General features: G+C 59.5%; 24 protein-coding genes, 1 tRNA gene and 1 pseudogene. 10 read left to right on the forward strand and 16 right to left on the reverse strand.

The features are described from left to right. Positions 1 to 150: 150 nt before the first annotated feature. The 6 genes and pseudogenes from ychF to lolB all read right to left on the reverse strand — a co-directional run bounded on the left by ychF (position 151) and on the right by lolB (position 4960). Positions 151 to 1242, reverse strand: coding sequence for a redox-regulated ATPase YchF (gene ychF / locus M2366_RS05645; RefSeq protein ID WP_042040836.1), 1092 nt, complete (start codon positions 1240 to 1242; stop codon positions 151 to 153). A 233-nt stretch (positions 1243 to 1475) separates the two neighbouring features. Further along, positions 1476 to 2072, reverse strand: a complete 597-nt coding sequence (gene pth, locus M2366_RS05650) for an aminoacyl-tRNA hydrolase (RefSeq protein WP_042040835.1) — start codon at positions 2070 to 2072, stop codon at positions 1476 to 1478. 223 nt (positions 2073 to 2295) lie between these two features. Then, positions 2296 to 3243 carry a ribose-phosphate pyrophosphokinase gene (locus M2366_RS05655; RefSeq protein WP_005907893.1) on the reverse strand — a complete coding sequence of 316 codons (948 nt, stop codon included), beginning with the start codon at positions 3241 to 3243 and terminating at the stop codon, positions 2296 to 2298. 217 nt (positions 3244 to 3460) lie between these two features. After that, positions 3461 to 3535, reverse strand: a tRNA-Gln gene (locus tag M2366_RS05660). Next, a pseudogene (ispE, locus tag M2366_RS05665) lies at positions 3515 to 4385 on the reverse strand (4-(cytidine 5'-diphospho)-2-C-methyl-D-erythritol kinase). The gene M2366_RS05660 and the pseudogene ispE overlap by 21 nt, the downstream one beginning before the upstream one ends. Beyond that, a complete protein-coding gene (gene lolB / locus M2366_RS05670; protein ID WP_042040833.1) occupies positions 4382 to 4960 on the reverse strand; it encodes a lipoprotein insertase outer membrane protein LolB in 579 nt (192 codons plus the stop codon). The pseudogene ispE and the gene lolB overlap by 4 nt, the downstream one beginning before the upstream one ends. A gap of 128 nt (positions 4961 to 5088) precedes the next feature. Here lolB and hemA point away from each other — a divergent pair, with 128 nt between their 5' ends. The 6 genes from hemA to kdsA all read left to right on the forward strand — a co-directional run bounded on the left by hemA (position 5089) and on the right by kdsA (position 10741). Beyond that, on the forward strand, positions 5089 to 6345 hold the full coding sequence (gene hemA, locus M2366_RS05675; protein WP_042040832.1) for a glutamyl-tRNA reductase: 1257 nt from the start codon (positions 5089 to 5091) through the stop codon (positions 6343 to 6345). Positions 6346 to 6396: 51 nt separating this feature from the next. Further along, positions 6397 to 7485, forward strand: coding sequence for a peptide chain release factor 1 (prfA, locus tag M2366_RS05680; RefSeq protein ID WP_259269186.1), 1089 nt, complete (start codon positions 6397 to 6399; stop codon positions 7483 to 7485). Positions 7486 to 7536: 51 nt separating this feature from the next. Next, positions 7537 to 8385, forward strand: coding sequence for a peptide chain release factor N(5)-glutamine methyltransferase (gene prmC, locus M2366_RS05685; RefSeq protein WP_259269187.1), 849 nt, complete (start codon positions 7537 to 7539; stop codon positions 8383 to 8385). Between the two features lie 37 nt (positions 8386 to 8422). Further along, positions 8423 to 8806 (forward strand): SirB2 family protein, encoded by a 384-nt coding sequence (locus M2366_RS05690; RefSeq protein WP_042040829.1) that lies wholly within the window; start codon positions 8423 to 8425, stop codon positions 8804 to 8806. 88 nt (positions 8807 to 8894) lie between these two features. After that, positions 8895 to 9698 (forward strand): SirB1 family protein, encoded by an 804-nt coding sequence (locus M2366_RS05695; RefSeq protein ID WP_042040828.1) that lies wholly within the window; start codon positions 8895 to 8897, stop codon positions 9696 to 9698. Between the two features lie 188 nt (positions 9699 to 9886). After that, positions 9887 to 10741, forward strand: a complete 855-nt coding sequence (gene kdsA / locus M2366_RS05700) for a 3-deoxy-8-phosphooctulonate synthase (RefSeq protein WP_042040827.1) — start codon at positions 9887 to 9889, stop codon at positions 10739 to 10741. Positions 10742 to 10813: 72 nt separating this feature from the next. Here the strand turns inward: kdsA and grcA are convergent, their stop codons facing one another. Next, on the reverse strand, positions 10814 to 11194 hold the full coding sequence (gene grcA / locus M2366_RS05705) for an autonomous glycyl radical cofactor GrcA (RefSeq protein ID WP_042040826.1): 381 nt from the start codon (positions 11192 to 11194) through the stop codon (positions 10814 to 10816). Positions 11195 to 11666: 472 nt separating this feature from the next. On the opposite strand from grcA, the gene ung reads away from it, so the two are divergent. After that, the gene (ung, locus tag M2366_RS05710; RefSeq protein WP_042040825.1) at positions 11667 to 12335 is read left to right on the forward strand and encodes a uracil-DNA glycosylase; all 669 of its coding nucleotides are present in this window, start codon (positions 11667 to 11669) and stop codon (positions 12333 to 12335) included. 81 nt (positions 12336 to 12416) lie between these two features. After that, positions 12417 to 12962, forward strand: coding sequence for a hemerythrin domain-containing protein (locus M2366_RS05715; protein ID WP_259235519.1), 546 nt, complete (start codon positions 12417 to 12419; stop codon positions 12960 to 12962). Between the two features lie 128 nt (positions 12963 to 13090). On the opposite strand, the gene M2366_RS05720 is transcribed toward M2366_RS05715, so the two are convergent. Next, positions 13091 to 13273: a DUF3545 family protein gene (locus M2366_RS05720; protein ID WP_005907863.1), complete on the reverse strand. Its 183-nt coding sequence runs from the start codon at positions 13271 to 13273 to the stop codon at positions 13091 to 13093. 166 nt (positions 13274 to 13439) lie between these two features. Further along, on the reverse strand, positions 13440 to 14393 hold the full coding sequence (tal, locus tag M2366_RS05725) for a transaldolase (RefSeq protein WP_259269188.1): 954 nt from the start codon (positions 14391 to 14393) through the stop codon (positions 13440 to 13442). Positions 14394 to 15107: 714 nt separating this feature from the next. Between tal and M2366_RS05730 the strand changes: the two genes are divergently transcribed. Together M2366_RS05730 and ampC are read left to right on the forward strand one after the other, a co-directional pair. Next, entirely contained in the window at positions 15108 to 16538 is a 1431-nt protein-coding gene (locus M2366_RS05730; RefSeq protein ID WP_259269189.1) for a sodium:alanine symporter family protein, read from the forward strand. 253 nt (positions 16539 to 16791) lie between these two features. Continuing rightward, on the forward strand, positions 16792 to 17958 hold the full coding sequence (ampC, locus tag M2366_RS05735) for an FOX/MOX family class C beta-lactamase (protein ID WP_259269190.1): 1167 nt from the start codon (positions 16792 to 16794) through the stop codon (positions 17956 to 17958). 133 nt (positions 17959 to 18091) lie between these two features. Here the strand turns inward: ampC and ruvX are convergent, their stop codons facing one another. The 7 genes from ruvX to metK form a co-directional block, all read right to left on the reverse strand. Next, entirely contained in the window at positions 18092 to 18517 is a 426-nt protein-coding gene (ruvX, locus tag M2366_RS05740; protein WP_259235524.1) for a Holliday junction resolvase RuvX, read from the reverse strand. 33 nt (positions 18518 to 18550) lie between these two features. Further along, complete coding sequence (locus tag M2366_RS05745; RefSeq protein WP_042040818.1) at positions 18551 to 19105, reverse strand: YqgE/AlgH family protein; 555 nt, start codon at positions 19103 to 19105, stop codon at positions 18551 to 18553. 314 nt (positions 19106 to 19419) lie between these two features. Beyond that, a complete protein-coding gene (gene gshB, locus M2366_RS05750) occupies positions 19420 to 20370 on the reverse strand; it encodes a glutathione synthase (protein WP_224431070.1) in 951 nt (316 codons plus the stop codon). Positions 20371 to 20491: 121 nt separating this feature from the next. Further along, a complete protein-coding gene (rsmE, locus tag M2366_RS05755) occupies positions 20492 to 21223 on the reverse strand; it encodes a 16S rRNA (uracil(1498)-N(3))-methyltransferase (RefSeq protein WP_259269191.1) in 732 nt (243 codons plus the stop codon). Positions 21224 to 21319: 96 nt separating this feature from the next. Next, entirely contained in the window at positions 21320 to 22003 is a 684-nt protein-coding gene (locus tag M2366_RS05760; protein WP_310508861.1) for an endonuclease, read from the reverse strand. Between the two features lie 68 nt (positions 22004 to 22071). Beyond that, positions 22072 to 22590, reverse strand: a complete 519-nt coding sequence (locus M2366_RS05765; protein ID WP_404972785.1) for a SprT family zinc-dependent metalloprotease — start codon at positions 22588 to 22590, stop codon at positions 22072 to 22074. Positions 22591 to 22739: 149 nt separating this feature from the next. Further along, positions 22740 to 23891: a methionine adenosyltransferase gene (gene metK, locus M2366_RS05770; RefSeq protein WP_042040813.1), complete on the reverse strand. Its 1152-nt coding sequence runs from the start codon at positions 23889 to 23891 to the stop codon at positions 22740 to 22742. Positions 23892 to 24039 lie beyond the last annotated feature (148 nt).

Raw genomic sequence — 24039 nt, forward strand, 5'->3', positions numbered from 1 at the left:
CAGAAAATCCGAATTTGGGTGCGTTTGACCAGATATTGCGCTCTGTCGTGCAAAAGCCCAACAATCTGGTTTTTTTAAACTCATGGCAGGGATGGCAAGGGCCTGAACCATGAGCAAAAACAGGCCAGCAAATGCTGACCTGTCATGGGGTTAGACGTTGAACAGGAAGTTCATGATATCGCCATCTTTGACGATGTAGTCTTTCCCTTCTGCGCGCATCTTGCCCGCTTCCTTGGCGCCTTGCTCACCCTTGTAGGTGATAAAATCATCAAATGCGATGGTTTGTGCGCGAATAAAGCCTTTTTCGAAGTCGGTGTGGATCTTGCCTGCCGCTTGCGGGGCGGTGGCGCCGACCGGAATGGTCCAGGCTCGCACCTCTTTCACGCCGGCGGTGAAGTAGGTCTGCAGGTTGAGCAATTCATAACCTGAGCGGATCACCCGGTTCAGGCCCGGCTCTTCAATACCCAGATCGGCCATGAACTCGGCGCGATCTTCGTCATCCAGTTCGGCAATGTCGGACTCGATGGCGCAGCAGACTACGACCACAACCGCATTCTCGGCGGCGGCGATTTCACGCACCTTGTCGAGGAAGGGGTTGTTCTCGAAGCCATCTTCCGCCACGTTGGCGATGTACATGGTGGGCTTGAGAGTCAGGAAGTTGAGGTGGCTGACGGCGGCCAGCTCCTCTTTGTCCAGCTTCATGCCGCGGATCATCTGACCCTCTTCCAGCACGGTCCGAATTTTTTCAAGGGTCTCCACTTCCAGCTTGGCATCCTTGTCGCCGCCCTTGGCGCGCTTGGACTGGCGGTGGATGGCGCGCTCGCAGGCGTCCAGATCCGACAGGGCCAGCTCGGTGTTGATCACCTCGATGTCATCGGCCGGGGAGACCTTGCCGGCGACGTGGATGATGTTTTCATCCTCGAAGCAACGCACCACGTGACCGATGGCTTCGGTTTCGCGGATGTTGGCCAGGAACTGATTGCCCAAACCTTCACCCTTGGAGGCGCCCGCGACCAGACCGGCGATGTCCACGAACTCCATGGTGGTCGGTACCACGCGCTGGGGGTTGATGATGGCCGCCAGGGCATCGAGACGGGGATCCGGCATGGGGACCACACCCGTGTTGGGCTCAATGGTGCAGAACGGGAAGTTGGCGGCTTCGATGCCGGCCTTGGTCAGCGCATTGAACAGGGTGGATTTACCTACATTGGGCAGGCCCACGATACCGCATTTAAAACCCATGGATAGTTACCTTACGTGATGGATGCTGTTGAGGGCCGCTTAACCTGTTCACGCTCTTACTGCGAGGCCGTGATCAAGGCTCATGTGCTGCTCGGAATCCTCACGTATGCCTATACGCTCCGGTTCCTGCGCTGCGCTTCACCTTGCTGACGACCTCTCGTCACAGTGCGTGGACAGGTTCTCGGGCGACCCTGTCATATTGTGCGAGCCTGACGCGTGTCAGGCATCTGTATTCAGACTTTTTCGGCCTTGAAGCTGTGCAGGCGGTTCATGGCCTTGGTCATATCCTGTTTGAACAGGATGTCGGTGGCACGCAGGGCTTCGTCCAGTGCGGCATCGATCAGACTCTGTTCACTGCTGGGTGCCTTGGTGAGCACGAAGCCGGCGACCAGCTCTTTGGCGCCGGGGTGGCCGATGCCGAGCCGTAACCGGAAAAATTCCTTGTTATTGCCCATCTTGGCGATGATGTCTTTGAGGCCATTGTGACCCCCATGACCGCCGCCCTGTTTGAACTTGGCGATGCCGGGGGGCAAATCCAGCTCGTCATGGGCGACCAGCATCTCTTCGGGCGCTATCTGGTAGAAACGGGCCAGGGCAGCCACCGCCTTGCCGGAGAGATTCATATAGGTGTTGGGGATGAGCAGACGCACATCCTCTCCCTCGACCAGGATACGGGCAGTGTGACCGTGGAACTTGGGCTCTTCACGCAGGCTGGCGTTGTGCCAGCGGGCCAGTTGTTCCACATACCAGGCACCCGCATTGTGGCGGGTCTTGGCATATTCGGCACCCGGATTACCCAGACCGACGATCAATTTGATTTGGCTTGTCACGCTCAGTCTCTTCACTCGCTGCAGCCCGAAACGGTGTGCCCGGGGCAATAGGACGCAATATTCTAGCCGCCGCGTGGCGATCACTCAACCAATGCCGTCCCAGCTTGCCATTTGTTCTGCTGTCAGGGCCGTGGCTGCGGGCCCTTTGCCGCGTGCAGAAAGAGAAAAACCGCCCAGGGGCGGTTTTTCTTATCTGGCCTGCCAGCAAGCTGGCGAGCCTGCATCAATGCTCGAACATGGCAGAGATGGACTCTTCGTTGCTGATGCGGCGAATGGCCTCGGCCAGCACGGTAGAGAGGGTCAGCTGCTTGACCTTGCCGATGGCCTTCATCTCCGCGGTGAGCGGGATGGAGTCGGTGATGATCAGCTCGTCGATGACGGAGTTTTTGATGTTTTCGACGGCGGAGCCGGAGAACACTGGGTGAGTTGCGTAAGCAAATACCCGCTTGGCGCCACGCTCTTTCAGCGCTTCGGCCGCCTTGCACAGGGTGCCACCGGTATCGATCATGTCATCGACGATGATGCAGTCGCGGTCGGCGACGTCACCGATCAGGTGCATGACCTGGGAGACGTTCGGACGGGGACGACGCTTGTCGATGATGGCGATGTCGGTGTCGTCCAGCAGCTTGGCGATGGCACGGGCACGGACTACGCCGCCGATGTCCGGGGAGACAACCACGGGGGACTCGAGGTTCTTGGACTTCATGTCTTCGAGCAGCACCGGGCTGCCGAACACGTTGTCAACCGGGACATCGAAGAAGCCCTGGATCTGCTCGGCATGCAGGTCAACGGTCAGCACGCGATCCACACCCACGCTGGACAGGAAGTCGGCGACGACCTTGGCGGTGATGGGTACACGGGCGGAGCGGACGCGGCGGTCCTGACGGGCATAACCAAAGTAGGGGATGACAGCCGTGATACGGCCAGCTGAAGCACGACGCAGTGCATCCACCATGACGATCAATTCCATCAAATTGTCGTTGGTCGGGGCACAGGTGGATTGAATGATGAAGATATCGCCACCACGTACATTCTCATTGATCTGTACGCTGATCTCGCCGTCGCTAAAGCGACCTACGGCAGCATTGCCGAGTTTGATAAACAGGCGATCTGCGATCTTCTGGGCTAGTTCCGGCGTTGCGTTACCAGCAAACAGCTTCATGTCAGGCACGGTTTGAAACCTCGGGGTTGCATCCAGTATGTGGGTGAGTCCGTAATCGAACCCATATCGTTCGCTAGCAAACGATTTAGCAAGCTGACGGGGCAGGGCAATGGGCCCGGGTCGGCAGACCAACCGAATGAACTATGCAGAGACCTTATAACAGAGGAGAGGGGGTCGAAGCCATGACGCTAGTCTGTCTTCGGTAATCCTTCCCATGGGTCAATGATGGCTGGGGTACTAGGATTCGAACCTAGGAATGGCGAGATCAAAACCCGCTGCCTTACCGCTTGGCGATACCCCAATCATTGAGTCTGTTGCAATGTCACGAAGAGTGGTGATATGTTCTCGCCCTTGGCGACAAATCCCCCCCACTCTCTCGGTACCTTGGCCAACACCTTTCGAGCACTCACTTCGTCTTCAAACTGAGCAAAGACGCAGGCTCCTGTGCCCGTCATTCTTGACGGCGCGTATTCTAGCAACCAGCCGAGCGCATTGGCAACCTCGGGGTGGCGCTTTTTCACCAGCGGCTCGCAATCGTTTTTCCAAACCCCGTCCAGCAGGCTGTTCAATGCCAATTTGGGGGTATTGCGTGGCAAGTCCGGATCCTGAAAAACCTCGGCGGTGCTGACGTGGCACTCGGGTTTGAGTACCAGATACCAGGCTTCGGGCAGGGTGACGGGTTGCAACCGCTCGCCCACCCCTTCGGCAAAGGCGGCGCGCCCGCGCACAAACACCGGCACATCGGCGCCCAGGCTCACCCCCAGCTCGGCCAACTCATCCAGACTCAATCCCCCTTGCCAGAGATGATTGAGGGCCACCAGGGTGGTGGCGGCATCCGATGAACCGCCGCCGATACCGCCCCCCATGGGCAGTACCTTCTCCAGCCTGATATGGGCCCCCATGGGACGGCTCAACCTGGTTTGCAGCAGCCGGGCGGCACGGATGATGAGATTCTGCTCATCGGGTACGCCGGGAATGGCCGGGCTCAGGGTGAGCTGGTCGCTGTCCGGCAGCGGCTCGAATTCGAGCCAGTCGCCGTGGTTGAGGAAGATGAACAGGGTCTGCAGCTCGTGATAGCCGTCCGGGCGACGGCCATTGATGTGCAGGAACAGATTGAGTTTGGCCGGGGCTGGCCAGCGAGTCTGGCTCATGGTTGCAGGATCCACTCGTTGATCTGCAGCTTGAGGCGGCTCTGGGGGCCGGTCATGTTGAGCAAGTGGGGCAGGCGGTAGCCATTCTGATCCCGGTAGTCCTGATAGTTGATCTGCCACTGGCCATCACGGACGCTCGCCAGGCTGTTGTCCGGGTTGAGGTTGTAGTCGGCTTTGCCGGGCAGCCCCTTGATCCACTCGGGCAGGCCGTCGATGGGCAGGTGCCAGCCGGTGAGCTGGTAGATAAGCGCCTCGGCATCCTGACTCTGGTGCAGCTTGCCCTCGTTGTCGGTCAGGCTGACCTGGCCTTGCACCCGGCTCAGCTCCAGGATGCTGGTGCCGATCAGGCTGGTGAGATTCAAGCGATAATCATCACCGGTTTGTTGCCAGTTGAGGCGAGCGCTGCCCTTCTGCTGGGCGGTGATGATGGCCATCTTGCCCGACAGTTGCCAGTGATCGAGCCGCTCTAACCGGGTCCGTTCTTGCTGCCAATCGACTTGTTGGCGCTGGGGTTGGGTGACAGTACAACCGGCGAGCAGTAGCAGGCCGAGCAGGGGGAAAAGTCGCAAGAACAAGGTCGTGCTCCGGATAAGAGGTTTGCCACAGTATAAGGGGCGGCCGTATTGCTTTTAAAGCCTTACCCTTTCTCGTACAATTGACGGCCTTATACACCCTGTGCCCAAGAAACGATCAGCGCCCACTCATGAGTCTGCTTGCCCTCGGAATCAACCACAACACCGCCAGTGTCGCCTTGCGGGAACGGGTCGCCTTTGGCCCGGATTGCATCGACCATGCCCTGCGGGAGTTGGTGGCGCAACCCGGGGTGAGCGAGGCGGTGATCGTCTCTACCTGCAATCGCACCGAGCTCTACTGCGCCCTGGAGCAGGGCCATGGCGCTCAGGTCGCCCAGTGGCTGCAGCAGTATCACGGTCTGGATAACGCCGAGGTGGAGAAGGCCATCTACCAGCACCATGACGAGGAGGCGGTACGCCACCTGATGCGGGTCGCCTGCGGGCTCGACTCCCTGGTATTGGGAGAGCCGCAGATCCTGGGGCAGATCAAGCAATCCTACGCCCATGCCCAGCAGGCCGAGGTGCTCAAGGGCTCCCTGGAGCGCCTGTTCCAGAAGGCGTTCTCCGTGGCCAAACGGGTGCGTACCGACACCGAAATAGGCGCAAGCGCCGTATCGGTCGCCTTCGCGGCCGTGAGTCTGGCGCGGCGTATCTTCTCGGATCTCTCCCAGACCAAGGTGCTGCTGGTCGGGGCCGGCGAAACCATCGAACTGGTCGCCCGCCATCTGCGCGAGCAGAACGTGCGTCAGATGATGGTGGCCAACCGCACCCTGCAGCGTGCTCATACCCTGGCCGAGGAGTTCGGCGCTCAGGTGATGACCCTCGAAGAGATCCCGGATTATCTGCATGAAGCGGACATCGTCATCAGCTCCACCGCCAGCCCCTTGCCCATCATCGGCAAGGGCATGGTGGAGCGGGCCCTCAAGGCGCGTCGCTTCAAGCCGATGTTTCTGGTCGATATCGCCGTGCCCCGCGACATCGAGGCGCAGGTGGACGATCTTTCCGATGCCTACCTCTACACGGTCGATGACCTGCAGGGCATCATCGAGCAGAACCTGGAGACCCGCAAGCGGGCGGCCACCCAGGCCGAGGTCATCGTCCTGGAAGAGCGCGACGAGTTCATGGACTGGTATCGCTCCTTGCATGCGGTCGATCTCATTCGCGACTACCGCGCCCAGGCCCAGCAGTATGCGGAAGAGGAGCTGGCCCGAGCCCTGCAAGCCCTTGCGCAAGGGGAATCCCCCGAGGCGGCGGCGCGCGCCTTGACCCACAGACTCACCAACAAGCTGATCCATGCTCCGACCCAGGCCCTTCGTCAGGCGGGGGCGAGCGGGGATCGCGAACAGCTGATCCAGCTGCGTCAGGTCCTTGGCCTGTCAGCGGACTAACTTTGCCCGGGCAGGCCATGCCGCCCCGTCACCATTGAGATATCGGGAACTATGAATCCGTCACTGATCAGAAAGCTGGAAGGCCTCATCGAGCGCCACGAAGAAGTACAGGCCTTGCTCGGCGAGCTGGGGGTGGCCTCGGATCAGGACAGATACCGCGCCCTGACCCGGGAGTATTCCCAGCTGGAAGACATTGTTCACGCCTTCCAGCGTTTTCGCGGCGCCGAGGAGGAGCTGGAAACCACCAAGCTGATGCTGGAGGACAGTGACACCGACTTGCGCGAGATGGCGCAGGAGGAGCTGCCCCTGGTCAAGGCCACGCTGGAAGAGCAAGAGCAGGCGCTGCAGGTGATGCTGTTGCCAAGGGATCCCCGGGATGACAACAACTGCTACCTGGAGATCCGCGCCGGAGCGGGCGGGGATGAAGCCGCCATCTTTGCCGGGGATCTGTTTCGCATGTACTCGCGCTTTGCCGAACGTCAGGGCTGGCGCCTCTCCATCGTCAGCTGCAACGACGGCGAACATGGGGGCTACAAGGAGGTGATCGCCAAGATTGATGGCGAGCACGTCTACGGTCGCCTCAAGTTTGAATCCGGCGGCCACCGGGTGCAGCGGGTGCCAGAGACCGAATCCCAGGGCCGGGTGCACACCTCCGCCTGTACCGTGGCGGTGCTGCCGGAAGTACCGGAAGCCGAGCAAGTCGAGATCAATGCGAACGACCTGAAGATAGATACCTTCCGCGCCTCCGGGGCCGGTGGTCAGCACGTCAACAAGACGGACTCCGCCATCCGCATCACTCACCTGCCCACCGGGCTGGTGGTGGAGTGCCAGGATGAGCGTTCCCAGCACAAGAACCGCGCCAAGGCGATGTCGGTGCTCTCCGCCCGCCTGCAGGCGGCCGAGGATGAGCGCCACCGCGCCGCCGAGCAGAGCACCCGCCGCAATCTGGTGGGCTCTGGCGATCGCTCCGAGCGTATTCGTACCTACAACTACCCCCAGGGGCGCCTCTCCGAGCACCGCATCAACCTCACCCTCTACCGGCTGGGCGACATCCTGGAGGGGGATCTGGACTGCGTCATCACGCCGCTGGTACAGGAGTATCAAGCCGATCAGCTCGCCTCCCTGGCGGACAATGGTTAATCGCCAGCAGAGGAGTGTGTATAGGATGGCAACCCAGAGAGAGCCGCACTGATGCAGATCCAGCAAGCCCGGGCCCATATCATGGCGACCCTGGCCTCCGGGGAATCCCCCCGCGCCGACGCCGATGCGCTGCTCTGCCATCTGCTGAGCTGCCGGCGCAGTTACCTGATGACCTGGCCGGAGCGCACTCTCGATGCCGCGCAGCAAGGGACGCTGCAAGCGTGGCTGGTGCGTCGCCTGGCCGGTGAACCCATCGCCCACCTTATCGGCGAGCGGGAGTTCTGGTCGCTGCCCCTCAAAGTGAGCCCGGCGACCCTGATCCCGCGCCCGGATACCGAGCTGCTGGTCGAACAGGCACTCTCCCGCTTGCCCGCAGGCCCCTGCCGTGTGCTCGATCTGGGTACCGGCACCGGTGCCATTGCCCTGGCGCTCAAGTCGGAGCGCCCCGATGCCGATATCTGGGCCCTGGATCTCATGCCAGGTGCCGTGGCCCTGGCCCGGGAGAACAGTCAGACCCTGTCATTGCCGCTGACGCTGCTGGCGGGCAGCTGGTTTGCCCCTCTGGCCGAGCTGGCCACGCCGCCGCGTTTTGACCTGATTGTCTCCAATCCGCCTTACATAGACCCGGATGATGAGCATCTGGCGCAGGGCGATGTGCGCTTCGAACCGCTTTCTGCCCTGGTGGCTGACGAGCAGGGATTGGCTGACTTGCGCCAGATAGTGGCGCAATCCCCGGACTATCTGCAGGTGGGCGGCTGGTTGCTGCTCGAACATGGCTGGCAACAAGGGGAGGCGGTGCGCAACCTGCTGTTGCAGCAGGGTTATCAGGGGGTGGCGACCATACGTGACTATGGCGATAACGAACGGGTGACCCTGGGTTGCTGGCACCCTCATGATTGATGGCGGGCCAGGCCCGCATCTTGTTCAAGGATAAGTGATGTATTTTGCTCTCAAACATCTTCATCTGCTGCTGATCGCGGCTGCCGTGCTGATGTTCATACTGCGTTTCTACTGGCAACAGACGGGTTCTGACCGAGGGAGAGATCCCCGCACCCTGCAACTGAGTGGCTGGTGCAATGGCCTGGTGGTACTCACCGGCGTGGCCCTGTGCATGGTGCTGGATCTCAATCCGTTCAATAATGTCGTGCCCTGGCTGAGCGAGAAGCTGGTATCCATTCTGGTGGTTGCCTTCTTGGGTCTAATGGCATTGCGTCTGGCCCGAGGCAATATGATCCGCTGGTTTGCCTTCCTGGGCACCCTGGGTTGGGTCTATTTCGTGGCCAAGCTGGCCATACTCAAGCACTCAACGCTGTTCGGTTAAGGCTCATGATGCCCGCAATTGATAAATGGACTGAGGTTGCCTGCATGCGGCTAGCCGCCTGCGATCTCGTGCCTGGGGGAATAAGCTGATGTTTCGCATCGATGAGTGGACGGATTTTGAGGCCCAGGATCTCGTCTTGCTGGCCCTGAGCGTCAGCGAGGAGATCAATCAGCATGATGGGGAAGGATCCCTGCGGGAACTGGAGCTGCTCGATGAGTGGCTCAATGAGACCCTCCAGGAAGGCACGGCCGATGAGGTGCGCACTCAGCTGATCCATGGTTTCTACCAGAGTCTGGGTTTTCACGGCGACTGGCAGGACTTTTTCTCCTCAGGTAACAGCGATATTGCCACTGTGCTGACGCGGCGCCAGGGGATCCCGGTCAGCCTCGGCATACTGCTTATCCAGCTTGGGCGACGGGTCGGTCTGGATGTGGAGGGGATCTGCTTCCCCGGTTACTTCCTGGTGAGTTTTGCAGGGGACGAGGGGGAGGTCTATGTCGATCCCTTCAACGGCGAGGTGCTGAGCCACCACCGTATCGAGCTGCTGCTGCGCGGCTCCCTCGGGGATCTGGCGGCCCTGAAGCCGGATCATCTGCAACCGTCGGGGCAGTGGGAGATCATCGAGCGCCTGATCAACGTCAGCAAGAGTGCTTTGCTGCGTGAGAATCGCATGGCGGAGGCGCTGCGCGCCAGCGAGCTGCTGCTGCGCATGAAACCCGGCGATCCGCTGGAGACGCGGGACAGAGGCTTCATCTACGAGCAGCTCGACTGCCCACGCTTCGCCGCCGACGACTTTGAATATTTTATTGAACAGTGCCCGGACGATCCGGTGGCCGATGTGCTCAAGATGCAGCTGGCCGCCCTGGATCTCAGCCCCAAGCCCCTCCATTGAGGGCGTCTGGAGAAGCCCCTTCACTTAAGGATGCCTGGGAATTGAAACAGAAGAATATCAAGATCGATGTGCTCAAGGCGCAGCGGACTGATTTGGATTCAAGCCCCTTCACTTAAGGGGGCCTGGGAATTGAAACAGAAGAATATCAAGGCCGACGTGCCCAAGCCCCTTCACTTAAGGATGCTGAGATGGAACAGAAGAATATCAAGATCAACGCGATCGACGTAGCCAATGACAAACCCTTCGTGCTGTTTGGTGGCATGAACGTGCTGGAATCCCGCGACATGGCGATGGCGGTGTGCGAGAAGTACGTGGAAGTGACCAGCAAGCTGGGCATCCCATTCGTGTTCAAGGCGAGCTGGGACAAGGCGAACCGCTCCTCCATCCACTCCTACCGCGGCCCGGGCCTGGAAGAGGGGATGAAGATCTTCCAGGAGCTCAAGGCGACCTTCGGCATGCCGGTCATCTCCGATCTGCATGAGGTGCATCAGGCCAAGCCGGTGGCGGAAGTGGTGGATGTCATCCAGCTGCCCGCCTTCCTGGCGCGCCAGACCGATCTGGTGGAGGCCATGGCTCGCACCGGCAACGTCATCAACATCAAGAAGCCGCAGTTTCTGAGCCCGAGCCAGATGAAGAACATCACCGACAAGTTCGAGGAGTGCGGCAACGATCAACTTATTCTCTGTGAGCGCGGCGCCAACTTCGGCTATGACAACCTGGTGGTGGACATGCTGGGTCTGGGAGTGATGAAGAAGAGCACCGGTGGCTACCCGGTTATCTTCGACGTGACCCACTCCCTGCAGTGCCGCGATCCCTTGGGCGCCGCCTCCGGTGGCCGTCGGGATCAGGTCACCGAGCTGGCCCGTGCCGGCATGGCGGTCGGTCTGGCCGGCCTGTTTATTGAATCCCACCCAGATCCGAAATCGGCCCGTTGCGACGGCCCAAGCGCCTTGCCGCTGGAGAAGCTGGAAGGCTTCCTCAAGCAGATGAAGGCGATCGATGACCTCATCAAGGGCTTCGAGCCCCTCGATACCTCCGCTTGAGCCTGCGCGCAACAGCCATAAAAAAAACCTCCCGTCGGGAGGTTTTTTTTCATCCGTAACCTTAAGCGTGCCTTACAGGCTCTTGGTAAAGGTACGGGTGATCACGTCACGCTGCTGTTCCGGGGTCAGGGCGTTGAATCGCACTGCGTAACCGGAGACACGGATGGTGAGCTGCGGGTACTTCTCGGGGTTGGCGACGGCGTCTTCCAGGGTCTCGCGGCTCAGCACGTTGACATTGAGGTGCTGGCCACCTTCGACGACAGGGTCGCTTTGCAGCGGCAGTTCACGATATTCGAACTGGCCAAGATCGGACAGTTTGACGTCCTGATCGGCGGCGAAGGCATCGTCTTTAGCGCAAATGCAGCGAGCCTGTTGCTGTGCTTCATCCAGCAGCCAGAAAGAATTCAGCAGCGCCGGGTTGGCGGCCTGGGTGATTTGAATGCCCTTGATCATGGCATGACTCCTCATTAAAAGCGGATCCACTGTAAGGAAATTACCCAAATGTGCTGAAAATAACTGAAACAGCCTTAACGGGCGCTTGCCTTACACCTTTACTCTGATGGGGTCATATATAGCATGTTAGTAATAAAACCAATTTTGATCTAAATCAAAAAACATCCAGAAAGCTGGGCTTACAGATATTTAATTCATTGAGTTTAATCAATATTAAGTCATTTGTGCCGAATCGTAAGATGGTCTAATTATGCATCTTTTTAATTCTTAATCTAGTAATTTAACTACATCTTATGCGCTTGTTAGCCACATATATAAGCTCAGGGCGGTGAGGATATATGGCGGGTGGCTCAATCTCTTATCCCGTATCTCACTCTCTTTGTCCGGGGGCGTCTGAGTCGGCCCTGGTTGCGTCCGGCGGTTCCTCCCCCTATTCTGGGCACCTTGCAGAAACTGAGAATGAGGTATCCCGGTGTTGACCTGGACGGATGTGATTGGCTCCCAGAAGGAGCAGGACTATTTCAAGCAGACCCTGGCTGCGGTCAGGGCTGAGCGGGAAGCGGGCAAGCTCATCTACCCTCCGACCAGCGAGGTGTTCAACGCCTTCAAGCTGACCGAGCTGGCGGATGTCAAAGTGGTGATCCTGGGACAAGACCCCTACCACGGCCCGGGTCAGGCCCATGGCCTCTGTTTTTCCGTATTGCCCGGAGTCCGTACCCCGCCCTCGCTGGTCAACATCTACAAGGAGATGGCACGGGATCTGCCCGGCTTCACCATCCCCAACCATGGCTTCCTCGAGTCCTGGGCGAAACAAGGGGTACTGCTGCTCAATACGGTACTGACGGTGGAGGCGGGTCAGGCCCACTCCCACGCGGCTCTGGGTTGGGAAACCTTCACCGACAGGGTGATAGAGCAGCTCAATGCCAGCCGGGAAGGGGTGGTGTTTCTGTTATGGGGTGCCCATGCCCAGAAGAAGGGGCGTTTCATCGACAAGGAGCGTCACCATGTGCTCACAGCGCCCCATCCCAGCCCGCTTTCAGCCCATCGTGGTTTCATCGGCTGCGGTCATTTCACCGAGACGAATCGCCTGCTGGTTGAGCAGGGTCAGCACCCGGTCGACTGGTGTTCTGTCTGCGTCTGACTTGATTGAGGGCAAAGTTGAGGGGATAAATGGCCGTATACTCAAGGATGGACATGTTCATTTTTAAGCCAAGGAGAGCTTATGTTAGCCAAGCTGCACCAGGATCACCTCAACATAGCCAGGCTGTTGGAGCTGCTCAAAAGCAAGCTCAATGCTATCCATGAGGAGCGGCCGGTCGATTATGCGTTGGTGCGTGACGTGATCGACTACTTGCGGGAAGTGGCCGACAAATACCACCATCCCAAGGAAGATCTCATCTATGACTACTACCTCAAGTACCGTCTGGTCGAGGGAAATGTCAGCCAGCGGCTGCAACTGGAGCATGCCTCTCTGGTCGAGACTGGCTCCCAGTTGAAGGAGATGGTGGAGATGATCCTGATGGACGCCGTCATCCCCCTGGATCAATTTACCGCCAAGCTAGCCCAGTTCGTGGCCTTGCAAGAGGGGCACATGAACTATGAGGAAGGGGTGGTATTCCCGCATCTGCGCGATGTGCTGACCGAAGATGACTGGCGTCAACTGGAGCAACAGTGGCAGAACCGTGCCATAGGCGATCCCCTGTTCGGACCCGAGGTGAGCCAGCACTTTCAGGAGTTGGCCCGTCGCCTCTCTCTGCCAGTCATCTAGATGGTTATTTCACTGAAAGGGGCCCTGTGATAGCGGGCCTGTTGTTGAGAGAGAATGGCGGTGGCAGCTGCCTCGTTGAAATAAGAAGACCCCGCGCAGGCGGGGTCTTTTCATGAGAGTCGATGCGGTTACAGCACTATCTCCTCGGAGAGACCATCGTAGGTGATATCGATCGACTGCAGCTCCTTCTGCAAGCGATGTTTATCCTTCAATGCCTCAATTTCTCTCCACTTGCGTTTTTTTCCCGTTGTCCCGCGACCGCGTGAACCCAGCTCAACAACATCTTCAACGTCATAGCTGAACATATCCATGGATCCCTCCTTGGTTGTTATTCTTTTCACCAACCGTATAACACAGCGCTATGGAAATTAAAACGTTTTCGTGACATTCATATGACAGGGTTCAATTGGCTAAATTAATCGACGAAAAAAAACCGGGCTCCCAACAGGGAGCCCGGTTTTTTCATCCGATGCAGACTCACGCCAAGCGGCTGGCCAGCATGGTTTCCAGTTTGCCCTGATCGACGGCAAACATGCGGATGCCTTCGGCCAGTTTTTCGACGGCCATGGCGTCCTGGTTCAGTTCCCAGCGGAATTGGGCTTCACTCAGGGGGGCGGGTTTGGCCTGGCGTTCACCGGTGTAGTTCAGCTTGCGCACCACGGCGCCTTCGCTCTTGCTCAGCTCTTCCAGCAGGGCAGGGCCTATGGTCAGGCGGTCGCAGCCGGCCAGTTCCAGGATCTCGCCGGTATTGCGGAAGCTGGCACCCATGACCACGGTCGAGTAGTCGTGCTGCTTGTAGTAGTCGTAGATGGCGGTAACGGAGACCACGCCCGGATCTTCGCTCGGGGTGTAGTCACGGTTGTGCTTGGCCTTGTACCAGTCGAGGATACGGCCCACGAAGGGGGAGATCAGGAAGGCGCCGGCTTCGGCACAGGCACGGGCTTGGGCGAAGGAGAACAGCAGGGTCAGATTGCACTGGATGCCCTCTTTCTCCAGCACCTCGGCGGCACGGATCCCTTCCCAGGTGGAGGCGAGCTTGATCAGGATGCGATCGTTGCTAATGCCCGCTTCGTTATAGAGACGGATCAGCTTGCGGGCCTTGGCGATGCTGGCCTCGGTATCGAAAGAGAGACGCGCATCCACCTCGGTGGAGATGCGACCCGGCACTATCTTCAGCACTTCCAGACCGATATTGACCGCCAGCTTGTCACCGGCGTCGATAAGCTGCTGAGCCTTGTCCTGGCTCTGGGCCTTGGCCCAGTTGATGGCGTCGTCGATCAGCGGTGCATACTCGGGGATCTCGGCGGCCTTGAGCACCAATGATGGGTTGGTGGTGGCGTCGGTCGGCTGGTAGCGCTTGATGGCTTCGATATCACCGGTGTCGGCGACGACTGTGGTCAGGGCTTTGAGCTGAGTTAATTTATCGGCCATGGCAAATATCATCTCTTGATGGGGAGTCATCCCAGGGTGATGGCGTGGGCGGTACGTTTTGAAACAAAATTACAAAAACGCGGCGGCAGACGCTCAGAACTGCTGGATGAGGCGACCCCATCCACACTGTTTGCCTACTTAATACAGTTGAAGGGCCTACCGCAAGAGGGGGGATTGCACAGGGATCGAACAGCAGCGTGGTCTTCAGGGTAAACCATGGTTAAAGCGTATGATTTATATGATCTTTTTAATATCTTCATCGCACTATCGAGTGGCTTGTCAGCGTCACTTTTTTTATGTTTTTATCGGATATGTGTAGTTGGTCACAAAAAACTTTATGGCCACTACTTGAAATTTTATTACGTGTAAAACGTTTTTCATAAAACCGCCTGTTTTGGCCCTTGTTCTGGGAAACGTTTGAGCAAACGATGGCGCGTGGATCGGGGAGGGCCGGGCACTGGCATCTTGTACATCTGCGCGGGCTAAATATGCCCAGATTGGGTATGGATTATTGTTTTTGTTGAATCTTTGCTGAATAACTGCGGTTTTTCGGCCTGGTATCGTTCACTTATTGTGATCAGGGTGACGGGGATCACTATTCTGAACCTGCCCGCTATGCTAGATTCCGCCCCTTTAGCAGAAAGCTAATGCGGCAACATACAGCAAAGCGGTCAGCGCAGACTGGCCATGGATGTGAATAACAACGAGAGAATTATGGATACCTTGATAGCGCTACTGAACGACCTGATGTGGGGAGCCGTGCTCATCTACCTGCTGATTGGGGTCGGCATCTTCTTCACTGTCCGCCTGGGGTTTATCCAGGTGCGTCACTTTGGCCACATGTTCTCGGTACTACGCAACAGTCGTAAATCCGACCAGGCCGGCATCTCCTCCTTCCAGGCACTCTGTACCAGTCTGGCCGCCCGCGTGGGGACAGGTAATCTGGCCGGTGTCGCCGTTGCCATCTATCTGGGGGGTCCGGGCGCCATCTTCTGGATGTGGCTGATTGCCTTCATCGGCATGGCGACCGCCTTCGTCGAGAGCACCCTGGCTCAGCTCTACAAGGTCAAGGATGAGGATGGCAACTACCGAGGGGGCCCCGCCTATTACATGGAGCGTGGCCTTGGCATGCGCTGGATGGGGGTGCTCTTCTCCCTCTGTCTGCTGCTGGCTTTCGGTCTGATATTCAATGCCGTGCAAGCCAACTCCATCAGTCTGGCCATGAACGTGGCGTTTGGCATTCCTGACTGGATGAGTGGCATCGTCCTGGTGCTGCTGGCGGGTCTTATCATCTTCGGCGGCATTCGCGGCATCGCCCGCTTCGCCGAACTGGTCGTGCCCTTCATGGCCCTGGCCTACATACTGCTGGCCCTGGTCATTGTCGCGATGAACATCAGCGAATTGCCAGGGGTGTTTGTGCTGATCATCAAGTCTGCCTTTGGCATAGAGCAGGCCGGATCCGGTGCCATGGGGTATGCCATCTCCCAGGCGATGATCAACGGCATCAAGCGTGGTCTCTTCTCCAACGAGGCCGGTATGGGGTCTGCCCCCAACGCCGCCGCGACCGCGACCCCCTATCCGCCGCATCCGGCCTCTCAGGGTTATGTGCAGATGCTGGGGGTCTTCATGGACACCATCGTCATCTGTACCTGTACTGCCGCCATCATCCTGATGTCCGGTCAGTTCGAGCCGGGTTCTGGCATCACGGGGGTCGAGTTGACCCAGCGGGCACTCTCGTCCCAGATTGGCAGCTCGGGCAATATCTTCATTGCCACCGCCATCTTCTTCTTTGCCTTTACCTCGATCGTGGCGAACTACTCCTACGCCGAGACCAACCTCATCTTCCTGGAACACAACCACAAGGGCGGCCTGCTGTTTTTCCGTCTGCTGGTGCTTGGCATGGTGATGTTTGGCTCTGTGGGCGAGCTGCCGACCGTGTGGGCCCTGGCGGATGTCTCCATGGGCTTCATGGCCATCGTCAACCTGGTCGCCATACTCCTGCTCTCCGGGGTCGCCATCAAGTTGGCCAAGGATTACAACGATCAGCTCAAATTGGGCAAGGTGCCGACCTTCGATGCCAACAAGTACCCGGAGATCCGCAGCCAGCTGGAGGCGGGGATCTGGGATACGCCGGTCAAGAAGTAACACCGCACACCAGACCGATAGCAAGAGGGGAGCCAATGGCTCCCTTTTTTATGGATTGAGGGCGGGGAAGTGTGTCAGGGCGGGAGAGGTGCAGACCAGAGGGCTTCGGCGCGACCGGCCCGCAGCGAGATTATCCGGCGCGACTTCACCCAGACTTCACATGGCCTCATCACCAGCACATGCTGCTCGCCTATGCTGGTCTCACTGTGCGCCATGACGGCGACCTGCCGATAAACAAGAGGACGAAGACACAATGCAACAACGACAGCGGATTAACTGGGTGACAGCGAGCACGCTGTTGTGGGTCGGTCTGGCTCAGGCTGGCAGCGCAGCCACCGACATTCAAGCCGATACCCTGAACAAGTTGGTCGATGCCAACATTCAACCCCTGCTCAAAGAGCAGAGGATCCCCGGCATGGCGGTCGCCGTGCTCAAAGGGGGCAAGGCGCACTATTTCAACTATGGGGTGGCTGATCGGGCAAGCGGGGCCAAGGTCAGCGAGCAGACCCTGTTCGAGATAGGTTCGGTCAGCAAGACTCTTACGGCAACGCTTGGGGCTTATGCCGTGGTGAAGGGAGGGATCAAACTGGACGACAAGGTGAGCCAGCATGCGCCCTGGCTGCAAGGCTCGGTATTTGACGGCATCACCATGGCTGAGCTTGGCACCTACAGCGCCGGGGGCTTGCCGCTGCAGCTCCCGGACGAGGTGAATTCGACCGACAGCATGCAGGCTTACTACCGCCACTGGTCACCTCCGTATCAGGCGGGAACCCATCGCCAGTACTCCAACCCCAGCATAGGTCTGTTCGGCCATCTGGCGGCGAGTAGCCTGGGCCAGCCCTTCGAGCAGTTGATGAGCCAGACTCTGCTGCCCAAGCTAGGTCTCGAGCATACCTATCTCACCGTGCCCGAGGCGGCCATGGCGAATTATGCCTATGGCTACGCCAAGGATGACAAACCGATCAGGGTCAATCCGGGGATGCTGGCGGCAGAGGCATATGGCATCAAGACCGGCTCGGCCGATCTGCTGGCCTTTGTGCGGGCAAACATGGTGTATCAGGGGGATAGCGAGGTCAAAAAGGCGATAGAGCTGACCCACACTGGTTTCTACTCGGTGGGGAAGATGACCCAGGGGTTGGGATGGGAGATGTATGAATACCCGCTGAGCCTGGAGACATTGCAGGGGGGGAACAGTGCCGAGATGGCCCTCAAGCCTCATCCCGTGAGCCCTGTCACCAAGCCGGTCGTGGCGGGGGGCAGTGTGCTGTTCAACAAGACGGGTTCCACCAATGGCTTCGGCGCCTATGTGGCTTTCGTGCCTGCCAGGGGGATTGGCATCGTCATGCTGGCCAATCGCAACTACCCCAACGAAGCCCGCGTCAAGGCAGCGCACGCCATCCTGAGCAAGCTGGGCGACTGACCCTGGCCTAGCCCATGGTTCGATTGATAACGGATAGCAATGCGCCGGGGCAACCCGGCGCATTTTTTGTCCTGACCGTCAGGGGACTTCTCATACTCACTGTCAGGAGGACTGCTCTTCTGGCTCTCTGCGCTTAACCGTACTGCTCTTCCATCCAGGCTTCGACGATAAGCTGAGCCGAGACCCCATCCACGCTGCCCTTGTCGAGCGCCTTGTAGCCGCCACGTTCGAACAGACGGGCACGGGCATCCGTGGTGGTGAGCCGCTCGTCCTTGAACTCGACCTGCTTGCCAAAGCGGCCATGGAGCCGATTGCCGAACTTGCGGGCCCGTACCGTGATCTCCTGATCGGTACCATCCATATTCAGCGGCAGGCCCACGACCAGCAGATCCGGTTGCCACTCCTTGAGCAGTTTCTCTATCTCGTCCCAGTTGGGCACACCGTCATTGGCCTTGAGGGAGCGCAATGGCTGCGCCGTGCCGGTGAGCTCCTGGCCGATGGCGACCCCTATGCTCTTGGTGCCGTAATCGAAACCCATGATGCTACGCGCTGATGACATGTCTGTTCCTGTGAGGTGAGGGAAGGGCCAGGCTTAGCTGTGCCCTATGTCGCTGGAGAGGTGCAGGGGGTTGACCCCTATGCTGGCGGCGGCTTGCTGCCAGCGCAAATGGGTTGGGGTATCAAACAGCAGGGCCTTGTCCGGTGGTATCACCAACCAGGCGCTGTCGACCAGCTCCTGCTCGAGCTGACCCGCACTCCAGCCGGCGTAGCCCAGCGCCACCAGATAGTGATCCGGCGCCAGCTCCGTGCCCAGGGTCTCCAAGATGTCCTTGGAGGTGGTGACCATCAGCTCGTCACTGACCTGCAGGCTGGAGTTGAAGCCGGGGCGAAAGCTGTGCAGCACGAAGCCGCGTTCGGCGGCGACCGGCCCGCCCTGCAACACCGGCTGCTTGAGTTCGGGTTTGGGGGGTGGCGTCAGCTTGAGCTGCGCCAGCATGGTATCGAGCGCCATGTCGACGGGGATGTTGACCACCAGCCCCATGGCCCCCTCTGGGCTGTGCTCGCACAGGTAGACGAGGGCACGCTCGAAGTAGGGATCCTTGAGGCTCGGCATGGCGAGCAGAAAATGATTTTGCAGTGTTTGCATGGGTCAAAGAGTGCAAGGCCGAGGTATTTGGGCCAATTATGGCAGCTAGGGCGGGCGGGCAAAACCGCTTTTTTAGTGGGCGGGCTGGAGAGTTGCCAGCGGATGAGCATGATGGGAGCCCTGAAACGGGGGCCAGTTCTTGGTAGAAGAGGCTGCGAAAGCGCTGAGTCACGCCACTTTCCTGGCGGTGGCCACTGCGTGCTTGGCGGTTACCGCAGCGCGGGATCTTCGGCGCTGCGGCGATAAAATGGCAGGCGAAAAAAATGAGGGAGCGGGTTGCCCCACTCCCTCGTTGTGTTGCCAACCTGGGCTGATCAGTGGCCCAGGCGACGCTCGATGGCATCCATCAGCATGCCGGTGACGGAGACGTCGAAGGCGGCCTCAATCTCGCGGATGCAGGTCGGGCTGGTGACGTTAATCTCGGTCAGCCGATCGCCGATGATGTCGAGGCCGACGAAGATCAAGCCCTTGGCCTTGAGGGTCGGGCCGACCGCGCGGGCGATAGCCCAGTCGGCCTCGCTCAAGGGGCGCGCCTCACCGCGGCCACCGGCCGCCAGGTTGCCACGGGTCTCCCCTTGGGCCGGGATACGGGCCAGGCAGTAAGGCACCGGCTCACCGTCCACCACCAGCACCCGCTTGTCGCCGTCCTTGATGGCGGGCAGGAAGGTCTGGGCCATGCAGTACTGGCTGCCATGTTCGGTGAGGGTCTCGATGATGACGCCGACGTTGGCATCGTCCTCCTTCATGCGGAAGATGGAGGCGCCTCCCATGCCGTCCAGCGGCTTCAGGATCACGTCCTTGTGCTCGGCGTGGAAGGCGCGCAGCTTGTCGGCGCGGCGAGTGACGAGAGTGGTCGGGGTGTGCTCGGCAAACCAGGCGGTGTAGAGCTTCTCGTTGGCGTCGCGCAGGCTCTGGGGCTTGTTGACGATGAGGCTGCCCTCGTCCTCGGCCCGCTCCAGCATGTAGGTGGCGTAGATGAATTCGGTGTCGAACGGCGGATCCTTGCGCATCAATATCACATTGAGCTCGCTGAGCGGCTGATCGACCACTTCGCCCAGTTCATACCACTTGGCCGGGTTCTGATCCACGCGCAGTGGGCGCATGGTGCCAAAGGCGCGCCCGGCCTCCATGTAGAGATCCGCCATCTCCAGATAGAAGAGCTCGTAGCCACGGCGCTGGGCTTCCAGCAACATGGCAAAGCTGGAGTCTTTCTTGATGTTGATGGTCGAGATGGGGTCCATTACGATGCCGAGTTTGATGGTCATCCGGAATTCCTTCTGTGGCTCGGTTGGGTTGTAGGGTCGATTAGCGAAGCCTAATCGGCCGTTTAAGGCTGCAATCGTTCGAGGATGCCGCCACGGGGCTTATCGACGCTGCCCGATGGCATTAAGCGAGATCGCCAAACCGGCACTGCAGTGCCGTGATGACGGTCAGGGCCGCGGTTTCGGTGCGCAGCACCCGCGGCCCCAGCAGCATCTCTTTGAAATCTTCCTGCACAGTACGGGCGATCTCGTCGCTGGACAAGCCGCCCTCCGGGCCTATCAGCAGGCGTACGCCGTGCGCAGGGATAGGCAGGGTGCTGATGCTGTACTCGGCGCGCGGGTGCAGGTTGAGCTTGAGCTCCTGGGTCTCTTCTGCCAGCCAGGCATCCAGCTCCATCGGCATACGCACCTCTGGCACCACATTGCGGCCGCACTGCTCGCAGGCGCTGATCACCACCTTCTGCCACTGTTCGCGCTTCTTCTCGAGGCGATCGGCGGGCAGTTTGACGCCGCAGCGCTCGGAAAACAGCGGGGTGATGCAGGTGACGCCCAGCTCCACCGATTTCTGGATGGTGAAGTCCATCTTGTCGCCACGGCTGATCACCTGGCCCAGATGGATGGCCAGAGGCGACTCGACCGAGCGGGCCTCGGCGCTCTCTATGCTCACCTCGAGGGATTTTTTCCCGACGCTGGTGATGAGGGCGTGGTACTGCTGGCCATCGCCGTTGAACAGCTCGAGGGCCTGACCGGCCTGCATGCGCAGCACCCGGCCTATGTGATTGGCACCGTCTTCCGACAGGGCGAGGGTCTGGCCAACCTGCAGGGCGGCCGGTTCATAGATACGTGGAATGCGCATGGCTGAGTGTCTGTCTCTTGGCTGATTCAATGAGCGGGATGGCTCTCATCCCGCCCCTGTCTGGGAGCAAGGGGACGCCTGCTTCCTTACATTGTGTCATTGGCACTGCTTTTCAATGAAGGGATTGGTGTTGCCCTGCAGCTTGCCGATGCGGCGATTGCGTTCGCACTCCCAGCTATCTGCCGGGTACTGCCTGTCCCAGGCTTCGAACAGTTTACGTTGTTGTGCGGCCAGACGCAGCCCGTGTTGTTCGCTCATATAGAGATAGGCGCGGGCTATTTGGCCCCGTACCGGCCCCTTGGGCGGCTGTACCTGACGCGCCTTGAAATCCACCAGCATCTGGCACTGGCCATACTGGTTCGGCTTGCCGTTCCAGTCGGAGAAGCGGTAGTTGGCGCGATCGCCGTTCACCTCGCCGATGGCGGGGAAGAGGTTGTGCATGTCCCCCTCCATCTGGTTGAACTGGTCGCTCTTGCCGCAGTTTTTGCGGCCCCCCTCCTGCCAGCACTGCAGCTGGTGGCCGAACTCCCAGGCGGGCACCACATGTTCCCACTCGATGCGGGCGGCGCGTTTGGCCTGCTTGCGCGGCTCATAGCCACAGCTGGCCAGATCCGGGCTCATCTGCTTGCCCTGATAGTCGATGTCGCAGCCGCAGTAGAAGCTGGTGGGGTGGGACTGATAGAGGCGATTAAGACTTTGCTTGGCGGTGCGAAAGGTCTGGGCTTGCAACGGCAGAGCCATGAAGAGGGCAAGCAGAATGAACGAGGCGAAACGAGACATGGGCTTCCTTAAGGGGGTCGGGAGTGATGTTGGCAGCGCCCCTGGCATGGGGGCGACAAGAATGCGACTCAGGGGCGAGTGAGCACCTGCTTACAGCGCCGGCAATGGTAGTTGGCCTCCCCGCGCGCCACCTTGTTATGGCGGCGGATGGAGAGCTGGTGCTGCTGGCAGGCACAGGCGTAGGTCACGCTAGGCTGAGCCAGCACGGCGAGATCGAAGCTGTGGGTGGTTCTGGGTTCCAGATTGAACACTTCTCGCATCACCGACTGCCACTGGCGACCGTGGGGCAGCACTCGCCCCTTGCCTCGTCCTGCGCCCCACAAGGCATGCACCAGCAGGTGCGCCACCTCATGGGGCACCACCTCATCGAGGAAGGCCTGATAATTGGCCGCAAACAGTGCCGGGTTGAAGCGCAGCTCCCAGGTTTGCAGCCGTGCCGACCCCGCCGCCCGGCCACGCATGTTGCAGTGGATCTGCGGACGCGGGAACGCGCGCCCCAGTTTCTGCTCGGCTTGACTGAAACAGAGATGGACCCGTTCGGTCAGGGTCTGCTGCATCTGTAGCGGGGTGAGAGTAAGTGCTGACATGGGCAATTGAAGGCTATTCATGCAGGTGAGCGAAAGGGGGCAGTCTACCTCTTGCTCATGCTGACGAAAAGCAGGCAAGGGGTCTGTTCATCCGGATCCCGGCCATGAAAAAGGGGAGCCTGAGCTCCCCTTTCTGACTACCGGCTGGCTTAGAGGCCAGCGGCGGCGCGCAGCAGCTCGGCCTTGTCGGTACGCTCCCAGGGGAACTCTTCGCGACCGAAATGGCCGTAGGCGGCGGTGGCCTTGAAGATGGGGCGCTTGAGATCCAGCATCTCGATGAGGCCGTAGGGGCGCAGTTCGAAGTGCTCGCGCACCAGCGTAACCAGCAGCTCCTCGGAGACCTTGGCGGTGCCGAAGGTTTCGACGCTGATGGAGGTCGGCTCGGCCACGCCGATGGCGTAGGAGACTTGCAGCTCACAGCGGTCGGCCAGACCGGCGGCCACTATGTTCTTGGCGACATAGCGAGCGGCGTAGGCGGCGGAGCGATCCACCTTGGATGGATCCTTGCCGGAGAAGGCGCCACCACCGTGACGGGCCATGCCGCCGTAGGTATCGACGATGATCTTGCGACCGGTCAGACCGCAGTCACCCATGGGGCCGCCGATGACGAAACGGCCGGTCGGGTTGATGAAGAACTTGGTGTTCTTGCTGATCCACTCGGCGGGCAGTACCGGCTTGATGATCTCTTCGCGCACCGCTTCGACCAGATCGGCGTGGCTGATGGAGTCGCAATGCTGGGTGGAGAGCACCACGGCATCGACGCCAAGGATCTTGCCTTCGCTGTCATAGGCGAAGGTGAGCTGGCTCTTGGCATCCGGACGCAGCCAGGGCAGGGTGCCATTCTTGCGCACTTCGGCCTGACGCTTCACCAACAGGTGAGAGTAAGTGATGGGTGCTGGCATCAGCACCTCGGTCTCGTTGGTGGCGTAGCCAAACATCAGACCCTGGTCACCGGCGCCCTGCTCATAGGGATCGGCACGGTCAACACCCTGGTTGATGTCCGGGGACTGCTTGCCGATGGCGTTAAGCACGGCGCAAGAGTCGGCATCGAAGCCCATGTCGGAGTGGGTGTAGCCAATCTCGCGCACGGTATCGCGCACGATCTGCTCGATGTCGACCCAGGCAGAAGTGGTTACTTCGCCGCCAACCAGTACCATACCTGTCTTGACCAGGGTCTCACAGGCGACACGGGCCATGGGATCCTGTTCCAGGATGGCATCCAGCACCGCATCGGAGATCTGGTCGGCGATTTTATCGGGATGGCCTTCGGAGACCGACTCGGAAGTAAACAGCTTTGCCATGGAAGCATTCTCAACGCTAGGGGTTATCGCCTTGGCCATAACCGGGTAAAAAGGAGAGTCTTGGTATTTGAGATATCTGCATCGGGACGTCACTCTAGGGACGTCTTTGTAGAGGTATCTCCATCTGGACGTCTATTTTAAAGAGGGG

The organism is Aeromonas sp. BIGb0405, assembly GCF_024807335.1.
Taxonomy (GTDB): domain Bacteria; phylum Pseudomonadota; class Gammaproteobacteria; order Enterobacterales; family Aeromonadaceae; genus Aeromonas; species Aeromonas rivuli.

Coding starts and splice junctions, on each gene's coding strand:
- ychF (WP_042040836.1), bottom strand. CDS start 1,242: ATGGGTTTTAAATGCGGTATCGTGGGCCTGCCCAATGTAGGTAAATCC.
- hemA (WP_042040832.1), top strand. CDS start 5,089: ATGAGTCTGCTTGCCCTCGGAATCAACCACAACACCGCCAGTGTCGCC.
- prfA (WP_259269186.1), top strand. CDS start 6,397: ATGAATCCGTCACTGATCAGAAAGCTGGAAGGCCTCATCGAGCGCCAC.
- prmC (WP_259269187.1), top strand. CDS start 7,537: ATGCAGATCCAGCAAGCCCGGGCCCATATCATGGCGACCCTGGCCTCC.
- M2366_RS05690 (WP_042040829.1), top strand. CDS start 8,423: ATGTATTTTGCTCTCAAACATCTTCATCTGCTGCTGATCGCGGCTGCC.
- M2366_RS05695 (WP_042040828.1), top strand. CDS start 8,895: ATGTTTCGCATCGATGAGTGGACGGATTTTGAGGCCCAGGATCTCGTC.
- kdsA (WP_042040827.1), top strand. CDS start 9,887: ATGGAACAGAAGAATATCAAGATCAACGCGATCGACGTAGCCAATGAC.
- grcA (WP_042040826.1), bottom strand. CDS start 11,194: ATGATCAAGGGCATTCAAATCACCCAGGCCGCCAACCCGGCGCTGCTG.
- M2366_RS05715 (WP_259235519.1), top strand. CDS start 12,417: ATGTTAGCCAAGCTGCACCAGGATCACCTCAACATAGCCAGGCTGTTG.
- M2366_RS05720 (WP_005907863.1), bottom strand. CDS start 13,273: ATGGATATGTTCAGCTATGACGTTGAAGATGTTGTTGAGCTGGGTTCA.
- tal (WP_259269188.1), bottom strand. CDS start 14,393: ATGGCCGATAAATTAACTCAGCTCAAAGCCCTGACCACAGTCGTCGCC.
- M2366_RS05730 (WP_259269189.1), top strand. CDS start 15,108: ATGGATACCTTGATAGCGCTACTGAACGACCTGATGTGGGGAGCCGTG.
- ampC (WP_259269190.1), top strand. CDS start 16,792: ATGCAACAACGACAGCGGATTAACTGGGTGACAGCGAGCACGCTGTTG.
- ruvX (WP_259235524.1), bottom strand. CDS start 18,517: ATGTCATCAGCGCGTAGCATCATGGGTTTCGATTACGGCACCAAGAGC.
- M2366_RS05745 (WP_042040818.1), bottom strand. CDS start 19,105: ATGCAAACACTGCAAAATCATTTTCTGCTCGCCATGCCGAGCCTCAAG.
- gshB (WP_224431070.1), bottom strand. CDS start 20,370: ATGACCATCAAACTCGGCATCGTAATGGACCCCATCTCGACCATCAAC.
- rsmE (WP_259269191.1), bottom strand. CDS start 21,223: ATGCGCATTCCACGTATCTATGAACCGGCCGCCCTGCAGGTTGGCCAG.
- M2366_RS05760 (WP_310508861.1), bottom strand. CDS start 22,003: ATGTCTCGTTTCGCCTCGTTCATTCTGCTTGCCCTCTTCATGGCTCTG.
- M2366_RS05765 (WP_404972785.1), bottom strand. CDS start 22,590: ATGTCAGCACTTACTCTCACCCCGCTACAGATGCAGCAGACCCTGACC.
- metK (WP_042040813.1), bottom strand. CDS start 23,891: ATGGCAAAGCTGTTTACTTCCGAGTCGGTCTCCGAAGGCCATCCCGAT.